The organism is Acidobacteriota bacterium (genome assembly GCA_016208495.1).
Lineage (GTDB): Bacteria > Acidobacteriota > Blastocatellia > Chloracidobacteriales > Chloracidobacteriaceae > JACQXX01.
The window spans coordinates 35,521-51,614 of record JACQXX010000059.1 but is presented as its reverse complement, the minus strand read 5'-3'; the positions used below and the strand labels follow the sequence as shown (position 1 = coordinate 51,614).

Below are 16,094 nucleotides of genomic sequence, written 5' to 3'. Positions count from 1 at the left end.
ACTCAGGCGAGTTGACCGATTCACTTTCACATCGCGTCCTCAGGGATTAACTTCAAAACCTGGTTTTTTTGTCTAGACAATGGGGAGCCCTTTACTGACTACTGACTACTGACTACTGACTACTGACTCGCATCCCTAAAATTTTTTCTGCAACTTTTTCTAATTGTCTCACACACACTCGGGCAACAGGTCAAGAGAATCAAAACACATTTGAAAGGAATCCCCCGAGGAGACAATATGAAAAAACACTTTTCCCATTTCGCATTCGCACTTGTTCTGATGATCGCCGCTTCTGGCGTTGCGATGGCTCAAAACTTCCAAAAATCCTACCCGCTGTCAGCCGGTGGCAGCATCAGCGTCAAAAATGTTTCAGGTGACATCAAAATTCACGGTTATGGCGGTGAGACCGTCCAGGTGACAGCCATCAAAGAAGGTCGCGACGCTGACCGCGTTGAAATCGAAGATCTGAGCAGCGGCAACCGGGTCGAACTCCGGGTCAAATATCCCCAAAATTGCAACTGTGACGCCAGCGTCAATTTCGAAGTCCAGGTTCCCAAATCAACTAAATTCCAGTTTGACAAAATTGCCACCGCCAGCGGTGATATTTCCCTTGAAGAAGTCACGGGCGATATTGACGCCAAGTCGGCCAGCGGTGATGTGCGAGTGGTGAATTCTTCAGGTGATATTGACGTTGCCACCGCCAGCGGCGATGTGCTGGTGGATGATGCCGAAGGACTGGTGAGCGCCAAAACTGCCAGCGGCGACGTTAAAGTCAACATTACAAACCTGTCCAATGCGAGCGGAAAAATGGAATTTGCCTCAGCCAGCGGCGATGTTGACGTCCGCGTTCCGGCAAACCTGGGCGCTCAGGTAGATATGGCGACAGTGAGCGGTGATGTGAATTCAGATTTCCCACTGAACGTTGAAAAGCACGAATACGGCCCCGGCGCATCGGCTCGCGGCAGCATCGGCAATGGCGGAATGCGGATTTCAATCAAATCAGCCTCGGGCGATGTTTCGCTACGCAAGTCAGGCGGGCGAGCCAATTAGGACTAAGGGCTGAAAAAAACAGGGCTGAAGACATCGGGCTGAAGAAGTCGGGCTGAAGAACTGGTTTTATTTCATCCCTCATCCTTCATCCCTCATCCCTTCAGTCGCCCCAAGCCCCCAGCCCCGTTTTCAAGTTTGCCATTTCCTCCCTGCCTTTCGAACCGGAAGAGGAGTGAGTTCTCTGAGCCAGCGAGGAAATGGCATTTATTCCTTCCAGAAAGACGACCGTGAAAAACAAAGGGCCGGGAAGTTCATTTTGAACTTCCCGGCCTAATTATTTTTGGCCTGGCATTTGCACTTACTCAGTCAACTGGCCGTGAAAATTAAATTCCACTGGCCAAACGAAATTGAAATTGAAGAAGGAGCTTCAAATAAAATGCTAAAGGGAAATGTCGGACAAGGTGAACGCAACGACAAGGGAGACGTGCTGGAAATCCAGAAACTGCTGAATTTAAATGTCAAGAATGTTCCTGGAATGCAGTCCATCGTTGAAGATAGAAATTGGGGGTGGCACACACAACAGGCACTCATTGCCTTTCAGCGGGCCAAAGTCCGGGGAATCTCGCAACGGTCTTTAGGTCGCGTAAAACCGGGCGATGAAACGTTTGCCGCGCTGTTGTTTAACGCTGATTCAACCACAAACCGGCCACCAAACCTGCGTGAATCGGCTGATTCGATCAGGCAACGGGTTCAGCAGTCAGAATTTGTCGTAGGCGTGAGAGTGGTTGGTCCCTGGACCTCTGAAGGACCATCACCGCGTGAGTTAACCAGTGCCGAAATACCAAAAAATGGCAACCGTGAGATTCGATGGGAGTTACCGGAACATGGCCTGGGTTTTGTAACTTACAACCGGTTTCATCCAGGTGTCAAAGGGAATATCGAAGACATGCCTGATCAAATCGGGACTCGGGAAACGATTGATCGCCTGCGGACGCTTGGTCGGGAGTGGTATCAGCGGCATTCCTCTCGTCCGATTCAGATTGGTGATATCAGTCGGCCTGGTGGAATCTCCTTCCCGCCACATGGCTCACATCGAGATGGCAAAACTATTGACATGAGGCCCATTCGAAAAGACTCAAAGTGGGGGCCAGGAGCAAATGTATCCTATAGCGATTCTACCTATGATCGGGCTCTGACTAAAGAACTGATTCAATTAATTTTGAGATTATTTCCAGTGAGAGAGATATTTTTTAATGATGAAGTTATTTACAACGCTCCTGGTTTCAAAGGGATTGTGAAATACAAAGCCAAGCATAATGACCACTTACATGTGGTATTGGTGTAACTCACACAAAAAAGAAGATAGGACCTGATATGAAAAACCAGTTGAAATTAAAATGTTGTTTAATTGTATTGCTTCAGTTTGGAGTCGGGATTTTTGGAAATCTGTCTTTTCACTCACCAATTTGGGCTCAGCAACCTGAAGTTGAATCACCCATCCTGGCTCAAAAACTTGACCTGATTGAAATTTCAGGAATCAACTCCTGGGATAAGAAAAAATGGAAACTCACGAAAAAGAAACCATCCACACAGGTTAAGTTGGAGATGGACTATACCAGTGAATATGAAAAGGTGCAGATTCGAGTAAAGCCTAAACCAGGAGACACCAGGGAATTTAAAATTGAGCAACAAATCGAAACCAGCATGACCATCAATGATGAGGGACCACATCTTGATCTTTCGAACTGGAAACACGGGTTATCACGCTGGATTGAATTAACTGCAATCCAGCCAAATATTTTTCGTGGAAAAGCAATCACGGAAAAGGATAGCCGCCGATTCCCAGCCTTTACCAAAAAGGAACTCTATCAGGCGGTTATCAAACAAGGGAAACGGGATGCCAGGAGTGGCAATTACACCTATGACCCAAATGACGATAAATGGCTGAAGCTGGTGAAGCAAAAACCGCAAGAGGGGTGGGTTATTTATAGCCCTGGCGTAAGTACTATTCGACTTCGAATCCAGGCAAAAGAAGGCGATACCTGGCAGGTCATCCACATTGTAGACATTGCAACGGCACTGGGATGCTAACCCCAGTTTTTGGAAGTTATACTATTTTGAAGTGGAATCCTCACATGAGAAAAAAGCCACAGATAGTAATTGTTTACACGTGGTATTAAGTTAACGCTTGATTGCTTTTTAGTTAATGGAGAAATAGCACAAACTGTTAATCGGAGTAAGGTATGATATTAAGCAAAAGTCTGAAATTATTAATGATACTGAGTTTGGTATGCGTGACATTGATCGGAGTTGGTGGATTTAGAACAAAAGGAATGTTCAACCTTTCACAATCTGATATTTCGAATGCTCGGCTTCAGGGGATTAAAATCACTGGGAAAGATTTATCGGATGAAGGAAGGTGGCGATTGTTTCAAAAGAATCCATCTGATCTTGTGAAGTTTGAAATGGGGTTGGACAACCTGTATGAGAATGTAAGAATCCGGCTCACTCCCAAACCAGAAGATACCCGGGAATTTAAAATTGAACAACAAATCGAAACCAGCCTGATGATTAATGATGAAGGTCTTCCCTTGTATCTTTTAGACTGGAAACACGGGCGGTCAACCTGGGTTGAGCTGACTTCACCCCAACGACATGTTTTTAGCGGAAATCCCATCACCTTCAAGGATGAGGACCGATTCCCGGATTACACCAAAGAGGAGCTTTATCAAGCAATCGTCGAACAAGAGAAGATAAATGCTACTTTGTATGAAGGGCTCTATTCCCAAAATGAGGAAAGATGGTTAAACGTCGCAAAACAGAAACCAGAAGGCGGGAATATGCCTTATAGTCCGGGTGTCAGTACGATTCGATTCCGGATAAAAGCCAAAGAAGGGGATACGTGGCAGGTCGTTCATACCGTGGAGATTCTGGTGGCTTTTGGGTGCTGACATTGTAGGGGTCAGGGTTCAATCAGGGGTCAGGGTTCAAAATTTTAAAGCCAGGTTTCTCGTTGCATTCGCTCAAAACACAACCGTTGAGAAAAACAATTCCCTGACCCCTGATCCCAGTTCTTGGTTTTCCAATCCTGATTGATTTAGGAATGCGCGGCTTCGGTTTTTGAAAAGAACTTCTTCGCCCAGTTTGAAGGTGCGTCTTTGACCAGTTCACTGAGTCGGGTATGCCACCATTCTGAGGCTTCCTGCAGTTCATTTTGGGCGAACCGGTGTTCGGAAATCGCAAACGAGCCGGTGCGATAGAGGGCAATATCAATCGGAAAATCAACTTCGGTCACGCTGGTGCATGTCGAATCAAACGCCAGAAACCCAATGTTGAGCGCATGTTCCAGGCTGGTCGGATACGTCAGCATCCGATCCAGGAGCGGTTTCCCATAGGCTGAGCGGCCAATGATGCAAAACGGTGTATCGGTCAGGATTTCAACCCAGTTGCCCTGCGGATACACCAGATACAATTTGTGGGTCTCATCTTTTTCAAACTGGCCGCCAATCAACGTGTGCAGGTCGAAAAACAGGCCGCTGCGTGAGAGCGAAGACTGGTCTTCATCGGCCACCTGCCGGACAAATCCACAGTAGGCATTCACGGCTTTGTGCAATTTGTCGAAGGTTCGGCCTTCGTCATTGAGATATTCGTCAAAATACATCACCGCTTTATCACGAGTGGAGCGCAAGCCGGACGTCATCAAAAACAAGGCGTTGTTTTCAAACTGGCGGGTGATGAGTTTGCGTGATGAACTCATTTCCATTCCGGCTGTGATCCGCGTGTCTGCAATTCCAATCAATCCGTCTTGGACGGCAATGCCCAGGCAAAATGTCATTGGTGAATGATCCTTATTGTTGAATGGCGGTTTGGCTCATCGGGCGCATGGCGAAGAAGGCTTCAAAGATGCTGTCTCCCACGGCATTCAGGTCGGCTTGAAATCGGTCCAGAAACTCGTGTAGCCCGGCGCCGATGATTTCCTCTATCGTGGTGCAATCGAGTTCGGAACGCAAGCGCCCCAGTTTTCTTTCCGGTGTGTTGCTGTAGGTTCCAGGGAGCGAGCCCGAAATCCCGCGCAGGGATTCTTCACAGCGAAACAGGCAAAATCGAATCGCACGTGGAAATTCGCGATCCAGAATCAAAAACTCGGCAATGTCGCCCGGAGCAATCCGGCCATAGCGTTTGCGGTACATTTCGAGTGCGCTGGCCGACTTTAACAACGCTGACCACTGCACGTCATCCAGCGCCGTTCCCACGTAGTTTGGACTTGGCAGCAACAGAAAATACTTCACATCCAGAATCCGCGACGTTTTGTCGGCCCGTTCCTGCAAGCGACCTAGCCGGTTGAAGTGCCAGGCTTCGCCGTGCGACATGGTGGCATCGGTGACGCCGACAAACAAATGGCTGGCCAGTTTGACTCGCGAGAAAAACGAATGGTGATCCAGATGACCTGGTGCGGCGGCGGCTTCCTTGACCATCAGGTAAAAGGTATTGAGTTGCTCCCACATTTCCGACGAGATCACCGACCTGACGGACCGGGCATTTTCCCGCGCCGCCTGTAAACACGACAGGATCGAATTGGGGTTGCGTTCGTCAAAGGTCAGGAAGCGGACGACGTTGTCTTCCGTGGCGTCGTAGCCAAGCTGGCGAAAAAGCTGAAAATCGCCACTGGTGTCCACAATTGGTCGCCACTGATCCACCGTTGCTTCCGGCAAATCGAGCATCAGGTTTAAGGTGACATCCACAAAGCGGGCGACATTCTCCGCCCGTTCAATAGAGCGGCTCATCCAGTAGATCGAATCAGCAACGCGACTGAGCATAGTGGTAAATCCTTTTTGAGTGACAGTGAGTATGATGAGCAATGAGCTTTTACCTACGTGGTCGAGGTAAAATTCAATTGTTTTACACTCCTGTTATGGCACAATCAGATGAGCATCCAACAACACTCATGTTCGAAAGGAAGACAATATGAGCGAAGACCCAACCAAAAACTATCCGCCGCCAGAAAGCTATCAAACTCGAAATGATCTAAGGCAAATGCTGGCTGAAGTTGTTCGTGAAGCCTTGGTACAGGAAGTAATTCCACGGTTTGAACACCTGGAATCAGAATTGGCTGACGTCAAAGGCCGACTTGAGCGGTTGGAAGCAGAGACAAAAGCTGGTTTTCGAAAGATTGACCGACGCTTAAACTCCATGACCCTGATGCTGGCTGATAATGCTACCAGGCTTGATGCCCTGGAAGATGATGCCGCTTGATGTCGAGGTTGACTGAGGCGGTTGTTGCAGATTCTCAGTCCTATCTATCTCCTCATAATTCGAAAACCCTGAACCCTGAACCCTGAACCCTGAACCCTGAACCCTGAACCCTGAACCCTGAACCCTGAACCCTGAACCCTGAACCCTGAACCCTGAACCCTGAACCCTGAACCCCGAACCCCGAACCCTGAACCCTGAACCCGATTATTCCGAAAGCACCCACGTATCCTTACTCCCGCCGCCCTGTGACGAATTGACCACCAGCGAACCTTTGGTTAGGGCGACTCGCGTCAACCCACCTGGAAGCACGTAAATCTCTTCTCCATAAAGTACATAGGGGCGCAAATCAACGTGGCGGCCTTCGAGGTGATTGCCAATCAAGGTTGGCACACGCGAAAGCTGGAGCGTCGGTTGGGCAATGTATTCGCGCGGATTGGCACGCACGGCGTCGGCAAATGTGGCGCGTTCCGCGGCACTGGCACAGGGGCCGACCAGCATGCCGTAGCCTCCTGACCCGTTGGCCGTTTTCACCACCAGCTTGTCAAGATTGGCCAGCACGTGCTGCAATTGTTTTTCATCGCTGCACAGATAGGTTGGAACGTTGGGTAAAATCGGGTCTTCGTCGAGGTAGTACTTGATGATGGCGGGAACGTAGGCATAGATGACCTTGTCATCCGCCACGCCCGTGCCCGGAGCGTTGGCCAGTGCGACCCGCCCGGAACGGTAAACGTCCATCAACCCAGGAACACCCAGCATGGAATCAGCCCGAAACTTCTGTGGATCCAGAAAATCATCGTCAATTCGGCGATAAATGACATCCACCCGCCGAAAGCCTTTGGTGGTCCGCATATAGACATATTTATCTTCGACCACAAGGTCACGGCCTTCGACCAGTTGAACGCCCATTTGCTGGGCGAGGAAGGAATGTTCAAAGTAGGCTGAGTTGTAAACCCCAGGCGTGAGCAGCACCACGGTCGGGTCAGACACGTGATGTGGTGCCAGCCGCTCCAGCGTCTCAAGCAGTTTGCTCGGGTACTGGTTGACCGGGCGCACCCGCGAATCTTCAAACACGTGCGGAAACGTGCGTTTCATGACAACCCGGTTTTCGAGCACGTACGACACGCCTGATGGACAGCGGAGATTGTCTTCGAGCACGAAAAACTGACCCTCATCATCGCGAACCAGGTCGGTTCCGGTGATATGGCACCACACGCCATGAGGCGGGTTCAGCCCCATGCAGGGTCGCAAAAAGCACTTGCTCGACGTGATGATGTGTTCTGGAACAACGCCGTCACGAATGATTTTCTGGTCGTGGTACACGTCGTCAATAAACAGATTCAATGCCTGAATTCGCTGTTTGAGACCCGTTTCGATTGGCGCCCATTCGTGGGCTTCGACGATGCGGGGGATGATGTCAAACGGGAAAATCTTCTCGATTCCGTCTGAGTTGCCATAGACATTGAAGGTAATCCCGAGTTTGAGCAGGGCGGCTTCAGCGGCTCGCTGGCGCTGTAAAATCTCGGTTTCCGGGATGGATTCGAGTCGTTGCGCCAGCAGTCGCGTCCCCGGACGCGGCTCACCTTCGGGTCCAAACATCTCGTCATAGAACCCGCCTACGTCGTAGGAGTCGAATTTCATACGACCTCGTTAAGACCAATTATGAATTATGAGGGATGAAGTATGAAGTAGCTATCTTGCTGCAAAATATGCAGTTAGCCATCTCATGATTTTTCATTCACAATTCTTAATTTGTTTTCGGAATGTGCTGTAATTGTGGAGGGGGAAAAAAGATGATGTATGCTAGCGGTTCAGCCGAAAAAATGAAACTCCAAATTTTTCCTGGATGGTTTGTTACAGTCAAACCCAGATGCCTGCACCCCAGGTATTTCAAACTGGTTGTGATGTTTTTGGGCAGTCTGAGGTTAGAACAAGGAATATCGTAACTTTTGTTACTGCTTGATATGCCTGCTTTTAAGAAAGGGAACCCCATGGCGGAAACTGAAAAAGAACTCGTGATTTCACCTCGGCGAAAAATCCTGCGGTTTTACTCCTACAATGTAATGAGGAGTTCAGAGTTCACGCTTTAGCTTGCCAAACAAATAATGGCTGAACCAACATAAGTCACATCATCAAGTGAAAGGATTTTTCAGGTGCCTTCTTGCAAGCTGAAGCTTGAACTCTGAACTTTTCCGAAGGAGTGATATGACACACATTCGCTTTCATCTTGCCTTTCCAATTCAGGACATCGAACAGGCTAAAGTATTCTATCGTGACGGTTTGGGTTGCCAGATCGGACGCGAAAGCCCGGTTTCGCTCATCCTCAATCTGGGCGGCAATCAAATCGTTGCCCACAAAACCAGTGACGAACTCCCTGAACAACGTGGTATTTATCCACGCCATTTCGGGCTGATCTTCGATGCCGAAGCCGACTGGGAAGCCATGCTTGAACGAGCCCAAACGCATCACTTGAAGTTCTATCAAGAACCAAAGGTGCGCTTTCCAGGTATGCCGCTCGAACATCGGACGTTCTTTCTCCAGGATCCATTCAACAATTTGCTGGAGTTCAAATTCTATCGCCATGCGGAAGCCGTCTTTGGCGCTGCTGAGTTTTCCCAGATTGGCGACCAGTAACGAACAGGGTTCAGGGGGAAAAGACCAAAGGGACAGAAAAGACAAAAAGGACGAAAGAAAATGACTGAACTTTGAAACCTGATTTCGTTGGGATTGTCTCTTCCTCAGTTCCTCAATCACTGGTTATCCTTTTTGTCCTTTCAAAAACCCTGAACCCTGAACCCTGAACCCTGAACCCCAAAGGTGTGGGTTGCGCTTGACAGTGCGGCGTAAACCCTTCTACATTCGCTGTTTCGCATCATTTTCAGGAGATTTCGACATGACGACTGCAGGCCCTCAACACTTTGCAGCCAGTGCCAAGGTCTGTTCACTTGCCGAACTGGTTGAACATCGGACCCGACTCAGAGCAGCAGGGAAGCGTGTGGTGTTTACCAATGGTTGCTTTGATCTGATTCATCCAGGGCACGTTCGCTATCTGGCTGAAGCCCGTACACTTGGGGATGCGCTCATTGTGGCGATCAACAGCGACCGGGCGGTGCGCGAACTCAAAGGCCCCAGCCGTCCAATTCTCAATCAGGACGAACGTGCTGAAGTGCTTGCCGCACTTGAAGCCATTGATTTCGTCGTTGTGTTTGATGATCTGGATCCACGCGCCACGATTGTGGCACTGTTGCCAGATGTGCTGGTCAAAGGCGGCGACTGGGATCTCAGCCAGATTATTGGCCGTGAAGAAGTCGAAGCCGCCGGCGGTCTGGTCCGCTCACTCCCGTTTGTCCCCGGCGTCTCAACGACGGATATTGTTTCAAGAATTTTGAAAGGATCAGGTTATTCAGAGTAATGGGTTGTTTTTCTCAGAATGAGAAAAACCTGTGGAAAATCAATCATTTCAATCTGAGTTCTTTCAAATTTTCCAACCCTGAACCCTGAACCCTGAACCCTGAACCCCAAGCCTCAAGGTTGTGCCTATTTCATCCACCACTCATCATCTTCCCGCGCTTTTCAACGATCTGGCAACCGATCCGGCTGGTCAGGCTTTTCTCTCTCAGCTCCGTGAGCAACGGCGTGTTATTGTGCTTTCCGGTTTGATCGGGAGTGCCCGTGCCCTGGCGATTGCTCTCATTCAATATATCTCCAAAAAACGAGTCGCGTATGTGCTGCCGACTTCAGAAGACATTGAAGCGATTGAAGTCGACATTCGCTATTTCACCCAACTCGTCAACGGGTTGTCGCCTCAATCTGAGGAAGATGACGGCGTGGCGGTGTTTCCCGTCATTGAAGGTGGCCCCTATCAAAGCATGCCGCCGCACCCGGAGGTCCTCGAAGCCCGCGCTCTGACGCTGACGCATATGGCTGAAGGAAAAGGCCGGGTGTACCTGCTGCCTGCCCGGGCCCTGATCGAACGGATTTTGGAGCAAAGCAAGCTCGATCTGGTCAGCCTGACCCTCGATGTCAATGAAGAGTACCCGCTTGACGACATTGTTTCGATGCTCGGCGAAGTTGGCTATTACCGCCGCGAACCGGTGGTTCAGGTGGGTGAGTTCAGTTTGCGGGGCGGCATCCTCGACATTTTTTCACCGGCCAATCCCAATCCGTACCGGCTGGAGTTCTTTGGCGACACGCTGGAATCAATTCGCGAATTTGACATTGAAACCCAACGCTCCATTAAGAAGTGCAGCCAGTGTCAAATCGTGCCGATGAACGAGTTACCAACCGTCAAAAGTGATTTTGTCGCCTGGAGCAAAGCTGCGCGCCAGCATTGGCAAGACGACCGCTATCAATATCAACTCACGCCGCGACTTGAAGCCGCTGAACGTGGTGACCAGTTTGCCGATTGGGAATACCTCATGCCGCTGGCGCGTCCGCTGGAAGGCTCGATTTTCGATTACCTCAAGGATGTCTTGCTGGTGATTGACGAGCCGGTGGCGATTGAACAAACCCTCACCTCCTATCAGAAAAAGCTCTGGCAAAAATTTCGTGGGGCTGATGATGCAGGGGAACTGGTGCTCTCGCCCGAGTACTTCATTCATTCACCGGAGCGGCTGCGGGGATGGGTCGAGCAACTGCGGCGGGTTGAGTTTCGCGTCCTTGGCGTGGAAGCCGCAACTGTGGATAGTGAATTTGTCGGTGCGCTCGATGGTGTTGAAGTCAAAACCGCTGAAGAAACGCCAATCTTTTTGTTTCCGCTTGACCGCCGCCAGCCGGATATCCGGTTGACGACCCAGCCAGCCCGCAAATTTCACGGTCGGATTCCACAACTGGTCACCGCTTTGCGCGAAATGCGTCAGAAAGGCGAAACGGCATTGCTCGTCATGCCGTCGCTTGGGGTGGCAGAACGCATCCAGGATATGCTGACCGAATATGAATACCCGTCGGTCTTGTTGCCTGACCCGCAGAAGATGATGACGTCGTCTGAGATCTTTGCGCGGGCGGCCTGTGTCGTGACCGTTGGCACGATGAGCGGTGGCTTTGCCTTCCCTTGCTCTCAGTTGCAGTTCATTGTTGAGCGCGAATTATTTGACCAGGCCGCATCGCCCGAAGAAGTCCGCCTGTTGCCGCCAACCAAAACCCGCCGGAAAAGCTCGATCAACAGTTTTCTTTCAGACTTTCGTGATTTGAAAATCGGCGATTATGTGGTGCATGTTGACCATGGGATTGGGCGTTTCCACGGCCTGCAACAAATCCAGGTTGACCCTCGGATGCCCGCCCGCGAGTTTGTGCTCCTGGTCTATTCGGATGAAGCCAAACTGTTTGTACCGGTTGAGCGACTGGACTTGGTTCAGAAATATTCCAGTGCGGATGGCCACACCCCAACGCTCGACAAACTGGGTGGCATTGGCTGGGCCAAGACCAAAGCCCGAGTCAAACGGGCCATGCGCAACATGGCCGAAGAGTTACTCAAACTCTATGCCGAACGCCGACTGGTTCAAGGCTACTCATTTTCACTGGACGGACCCTGGCAAAAAGAATTTGAAGAAGCCTTCCCCTACGAACTGACGATTGATCAGACTAACAGTGTCGCTGATATCAAAGCCGATATGGAATCAACCCTGCCGATGGACCGTCTGTTGTGCGGTGATGTCGGATTTGGCAAAACCGAAGTGGCGATGCGGGCGGCGTTTAAATCGGTGATGGAGTCAAAACAGGTGGCGGTTCTGACGCCGACCACGGTGCTGGCCTTTCAGCACTGGAAGACGTTTCGCGAGCGGTTTGCGTCGTTTCCGGTCACGATTGAAATGGTGTCGCGGTTTCGCACGCCCAAAGAACAAAAAGAGACTCTCGCCAAACTCGAACGCGGTGAAGTGGACATTCTGGTAGGGACGCATCGGTTGCTCTCTAAAGACGTTACATTTAGAGATCTGGGACTGGTCATTATTGATGAAGAGCAGCGGTTTGGCGTCACGCACAAGGAAAAACTCAAGCAATTGCGCCGCAAAGTGGATGTCCTGACGCTTTCAGCCACCCCGATTCCGCGAACCCTCAACCTGTCGCTGGCCGGGGTGCGTGATATGTCGGTGATTGAAACGCCACCGCGTGACCGACTGGCCATCCACACCGTAGTCGCCCAGTTTGCCGAACCCGTGGTCAAAGGCGCGATTGAACTGGAAATGGCGCGCGGTGGACAGGTGTTTTTTGTCCACAACCGGGTTGAGAGCATCTTCACAATGGCTGATTTGCTCCAGCGGTTGGTGCCGGGTGCCCGAATCGGTGTTGGTCACGGCCAGATGGGGGATAAAGAACTTGAAGAAGTCATGATGAAGTTCGTCCAGCACGATCTGGACATCCTGGTCTGTACCACGATCATCGAAAACGGCATTGATATCCCATTGGCCAATACCATCATCATTAACCACGCTGAAAACTACGGGTTAGCTCAGTTGTACCAGCTTCGCGGACGGGTTGGACGTTCGAGCCGCCGGGCGTATGCCTATTTGCTGATTCCACCTGAAGGCCAGTTGACGAGCATTGCCCGGCAGCGACTGGCGGCGATTCGTGAGTTCTCGGATTTGGGCGCTGGTTTTCGCATTGCCGCCCTTGATCTGGAGCTTCGCGGGGCAGGAAACATGCTCGGCGGCGAGCAATCCGGTCACCTTGATTCCATCGGGTTTGATCTGTATTGCCAGATGCTGGAGCAGACCGTGAAGGAATTGCGCGGTACGGTGATTGAAGATGATGTCAACACCTCAATCAATCTCAACCTCGATATTCGGCTGCCTGAAGACTATATTGGCGACATCAGCCAGCGATTGCGCACCTATAAACGGATTTCGTCAGCCTTTGATGATCGAGCGCTTGAACTCCTGGGTCAGGAGCTGGATGATCGCTATGGCCCGCGCCCGGTGCAGGTTGACAACCTCTTTGAATATGCGCGGTTGCGGCGCGAAGCCTCGCCGATGGGAATTCTTTCCGTTGACTATGAACAGGGCATGCTCATGCTCAAATTTAGCGACCGGGCCCGCATCAATCACGAACAATTATTGGCCTGGGTCACCACCAATCCACAAGTCAGCTTTTCACCTTCCGGTCTTTTCAAATATCCTGTGAAATCTGGGAACAATGCTGAATTTTTTGCCCAGATTCACACCGTACTGGCCAGGCTCAAACCGACGCCAGAAGCTGAATCTCCAACCGTCAGAAAGGTTTAAATTGTGCACATTATGAAATACGCACTTATTCCATCCCCTCGAACATTGACCGCTTGTGTGCTGGCGCTGACATTTTTGGTCACTTCAACGGTCCGTGGCCAGGAGCCTGAGGTCGTTGACCAGACGATAGCTCGCGTCAACCGCGACATCATTACCCGCTCGATGTACAAGAAAGCCGAAAGCCACTTGAAGGAAGAACTCCTCCAGATTACCCCGGATCCAAAAAAACAGGAGGAACTGCTCGGAAAATTGCAGAAGCGGATTCTGGCATCGCTCATTGATGACAAACTGATCGCCCAGCGGGCTGATGAACTTGGCATCAATGTCGAACCTGAAGTCAATCAGGCGGTGATCGAGTTGTGTAAACAGAACAATTTAGAACTGGCGGCCTGTCAGGAAGCGATGGAAAAGCAGGGCCTTTCGATGGAGGAAATCAAAGGCAACTTTCGCAATCAGTTGCGCAAGCGAGCATTGATGTCCCAGGAAGTCTATGGACCGATTTTTGAAAAACTGACCGAAGCCGAAAAGAAAGACTATTACACAAAGCACAAAGATCAGTTCGCCATGGTTGGGGAAGTTGTGTTGAGTGAGATTTATGTCAGTTACACGGCTGAGACAATGAAGGATGCTGAAGCGCGTGTGCGTGAAGCCATCGCCGAACTGCGGGCTGGAAAAGAATTTTGCGCCGTAGTCAAAAAATATTCTGATGACAAGCGTGCTTCCAAACCCAAGTGCGGCAATCTTCCATCATTTAAAGACGGCGACCTGGCTGACGATTTGAAGCGCGAAGTGGATAAACTCAAACCAGGCCAGTTTACCTCGATTCTCAAAATGCCGACGGGTTTCCAAATTCTCAAACTCGAATCACGGGTTGAATCCAAGCCAAAACCATTTGAAGAAGTTGCCAATGAAATTTCAAGCCGGTTGGTCGGGGTTCGGGGTTCGGGGTTCGGGGTTCGGGTTCCGGGTTCCGGGTTCCGGGTTCCGGGTTCCGGGTTCCGGGTTCCGGGTTCCGGGTTCCGGGTTCCGGGTTCCGGGTTCCGGGTTTTCGAACTTATTTCTTTTTCGTCCTTTATGTCCTTTATGTCCTTTTCCTCACCGGAACCCCGAACTCTGAACCCCAAACCCCAAACCCCAAACCCCAAACCCTGAACCCTGAACCCTGAACCCCAAACCCCAAACCCCAAACCCCAAACCCTGAACCCTGAACCCTGAACCCTGAACCCTGAACCCGAATTATGCGCCTTGATCTCTTTTTAAAAGTCAGTCGGTTGATTGTCCGCCGAACGGTGGCCCAGGAGGTGTGTGCCGCCGGAGCGGTTGAAATCAATGATCAGGTTGCCAAGCCTTCGCGGGAAATTCGGGTTGGCGATGTGATTTCACTCCGGCTGCGAGGCCGAAAACTCAAAGTCAAAGTCCTGCACGTTCCCCAGAGCAAAACCTTGAAAGGCATGGCGGCTTCCGACCTGTACGAAGTTCTATCCGAAGAGCGCAAATCAGTGTCCGAAGAGCTTTTCTCGGGTTTGGCCGAATGATTGACCTTTTCCGTGTTTTCCATGGTTAAAAAAATGCTTTTCCCCACGAAAGGAGCCTCTCATGCGCAAGCTTCGATTCCTGGTATGTGTCGTGTATGGCAGTCTGATTAGTGCGGGAGTGGTCATCCATTTGACCACAAGCGTGGCACTGGCACGACCTGAATTTCTGCAGGAAGCACGTGATCTGGGCTATACCGTTAAAAACTGCCAGTACTGTCACCTGATGCCGACTTCCAAAGGTCTCAATGAGCGGGGGAAATTTTTGGTTGCTGAAAAAGAGCGACGTCAAGCCGAGGAAATTGATGTAAGCTGGTTGAAAGACTATAAAGAACAGACCGGAAACAAAGAAAAATAAGCGATTTCGCACAAGTTTGAGAGAGGGTTTGTGATGTCGTTACTAGAAAAACACCTCGATGTGTTGCGGGATGCGCACAATTTGCTGCGCGAAACGGAAGCCAAACTGGCGAACCTGCTTTCGGATCCAGACAACGTTGCCTACGAAGACTTTGATGATATGTGCGACACCCTCAACACCGCTGCTGCCCGGTTGCGCTATGTTCGGGTTTTTATTGAGCCAATGCCCGATGATGACGATTTAGACCGAACACTGAGCTAAAACAATTCATCACTACTGGCAAGTGTATGAAACGATTTCACTTATTCTTTGGCCTGGCACTTCTGGTTGTGTTTCTCCTAACGGGCCAATATATGGACATTGTCCATCATCACCTGGCTGAAATGGCAGACAAGCCGCGTCTGCTGATGCGTAGCCGCCACATCTACATTCTCTATTCCGCCCTCGTCCACCTTGCCTTGGGAAGCTACTTCCTCGAACACCCTCTTGTCTGGCGCAAACGGCTCCAATGGCTGGGATCAACCTTGATGACGGTTGCCGCAGTCCTGGTGGTGACTGCCTTTTTTACTGAACCCTGGCGGCAAGGCTGGGAGATGCCGACAACACTTTTGGGGGCGGTGCTCTTCATTGGTGGAGCAATGAGTCATGCCGTGAGTGGGCTGAAAAGACCAGGGCTTGGGGCTGAAGACAACGGGCTTGGGGCTGAAGACTCGCAAGCTCGGGGCAATCAAAGGGATGAGGGATGAA

General features: G+C 50.6%; 16 protein-coding genes. 13 read left to right on the top strand and 3 right to left on the bottom strand.

All coding sequences use genetic code 11. The features are described 5' to 3' along the window. Positions 1 to 237: 237 nt before the first annotated feature. The 4 genes from HY774_10925 to HY774_10910 all read left to right on the top strand — a co-directional run bounded on the left by HY774_10925 (position 238) and on the right by HY774_10910 (position 3,941). A complete protein-coding gene (locus HY774_10925; GenBank protein MBI4748993.1) occupies positions 238 to 1,050 on the top strand; it encodes a DUF4097 family beta strand repeat protein in 813 nt (270 codons plus the stop codon). Between the two features lie 376 nt (positions 1,051 to 1,426). Further along, a complete protein-coding gene (locus HY774_10920) occupies positions 1,427 to 2,335 on the top strand; it encodes a hypothetical protein (protein ID MBI4748992.1) in 909 nt (302 codons plus the stop codon). 29 nt (positions 2,336 to 2,364) lie between these two features. Next, entirely contained in the window at positions 2,365 to 3,081 is a 717-nt protein-coding gene (locus tag HY774_10915) for a hypothetical protein (protein ID MBI4748991.1), read from the top strand. 152 nt (positions 3,082 to 3,233) lie between these two features. Continuing rightward, positions 3,234 to 3,941: a hypothetical protein gene (locus tag HY774_10910; GenBank protein ID MBI4748990.1), complete on the top strand. Its 708-nt coding sequence runs from the start codon at positions 3,234 to 3,236 to the stop codon at positions 3,939 to 3,941. 146 nt (positions 3,942 to 4,087) lie between these two features. Here HY774_10910 and HY774_10905 read toward each other — a convergent pair whose 3' ends face one another. Both HY774_10905 and HY774_10900 read right to left on the bottom strand, forming a co-directional pair. After that, on the bottom strand, positions 4,088 to 4,825 hold the full coding sequence (locus HY774_10905; protein ID MBI4748989.1) for a peptidase: 738 nt from the start codon (positions 4,823 to 4,825) through the stop codon (positions 4,088 to 4,090). A gap of 13 nt (positions 4,826 to 4,838) precedes the next feature. Further along, positions 4,839 to 5,807, bottom strand: a complete 969-nt coding sequence (locus HY774_10900; protein MBI4748988.1) for an alpha-E domain-containing protein — start codon at positions 5,805 to 5,807, stop codon at positions 4,839 to 4,841. Positions 5,808 to 5,955: 148 nt separating this feature from the next. Between HY774_10900 and HY774_10895 the strand changes: the two genes are divergently transcribed. Beyond that, the gene (locus tag HY774_10895) at positions 5,956 to 6,243 is read left to right on the top strand and encodes a hypothetical protein (protein ID MBI4748987.1); all 288 of its coding nucleotides are present in this window, start codon (positions 5,956 to 5,958) and stop codon (positions 6,241 to 6,243) included. A 204-nt stretch (positions 6,244 to 6,447) separates the two neighbouring features. Here the strand turns inward: HY774_10895 and HY774_10890 are convergent, their stop codons facing one another. Further along, positions 6,448 to 7,881 (bottom strand): circularly permuted type 2 ATP-grasp protein, encoded by a 1,434-nt coding sequence (locus HY774_10890; protein MBI4748986.1) that lies wholly within the window; start codon positions 7,879 to 7,881, stop codon positions 6,448 to 6,450. 564 nt (positions 7,882 to 8,445) lie between these two features. On the opposite strand from HY774_10890, the gene HY774_10885 reads away from it, so the two are divergent. The 8 genes from HY774_10885 to HY774_10850 all read left to right on the top strand — a co-directional run bounded on the left by HY774_10885 (position 8,446) and on the right by HY774_10850 (position 16,093). Continuing rightward, positions 8,446 to 8,874 carry a VOC family protein gene (locus HY774_10885; GenBank protein ID MBI4748985.1) on the top strand — a complete coding sequence of 143 codons (429 nt, stop codon included), beginning with the start codon at positions 8,446 to 8,448 and terminating at the stop codon, positions 8,872 to 8,874. Positions 8,875 to 9,133: 259 nt separating this feature from the next. Further along, on the top strand, positions 9,134 to 9,652 hold the full coding sequence (gene rfaE2 / locus HY774_10880; protein MBI4748984.1) for a D-glycero-beta-D-manno-heptose 1-phosphate adenylyltransferase: 519 nt from the start codon (positions 9,134 to 9,136) through the stop codon (positions 9,650 to 9,652). Between the two features lie 121 nt (positions 9,653 to 9,773). Next, a complete protein-coding gene (mfd, locus tag HY774_10875) occupies positions 9,774 to 13,457 on the top strand; it encodes a transcription-repair coupling factor (GenBank protein ID MBI4748983.1) in 3,684 nt (1,227 codons plus the stop codon). Positions 13,458 to 13,469: 12 nt separating this feature from the next. Then, positions 13,470 to 14,609 (top strand): peptidyl-prolyl cis-trans isomerase, encoded by a 1,140-nt coding sequence (locus tag HY774_10870; protein MBI4748982.1) that lies wholly within the window; start codon positions 13,470 to 13,472, stop codon positions 14,607 to 14,609. Between the two features lie 86 nt (positions 14,610 to 14,695). Further along, positions 14,696 to 14,992: an RNA-binding S4 domain-containing protein gene (locus HY774_10865; protein ID MBI4748981.1), complete on the top strand. Its 297-nt coding sequence runs from the start codon at positions 14,696 to 14,698 to the stop codon at positions 14,990 to 14,992. Between the two features lie 61 nt (positions 14,993 to 15,053). Then, on the top strand, positions 15,054 to 15,347 hold the full coding sequence (locus HY774_10860; protein MBI4748980.1) for a hypothetical protein: 294 nt from the start codon (positions 15,054 to 15,056) through the stop codon (positions 15,345 to 15,347). A 33-nt stretch (positions 15,348 to 15,380) separates the two neighbouring features. Next, the gene (locus HY774_10855; GenBank protein ID MBI4748979.1) at positions 15,381 to 15,608 is read left to right on the top strand and encodes a hypothetical protein; all 228 of its coding nucleotides are present in this window, start codon (positions 15,381 to 15,383) and stop codon (positions 15,606 to 15,608) included. A gap of 26 nt (positions 15,609 to 15,634) precedes the next feature. After that, entirely contained in the window at positions 15,635 to 16,093 is a 459-nt protein-coding gene (locus HY774_10850) for a hypothetical protein (GenBank protein ID MBI4748978.1), read from the top strand. The last annotated feature ends 1 nt before the right edge of the window (position 16,094 follow it).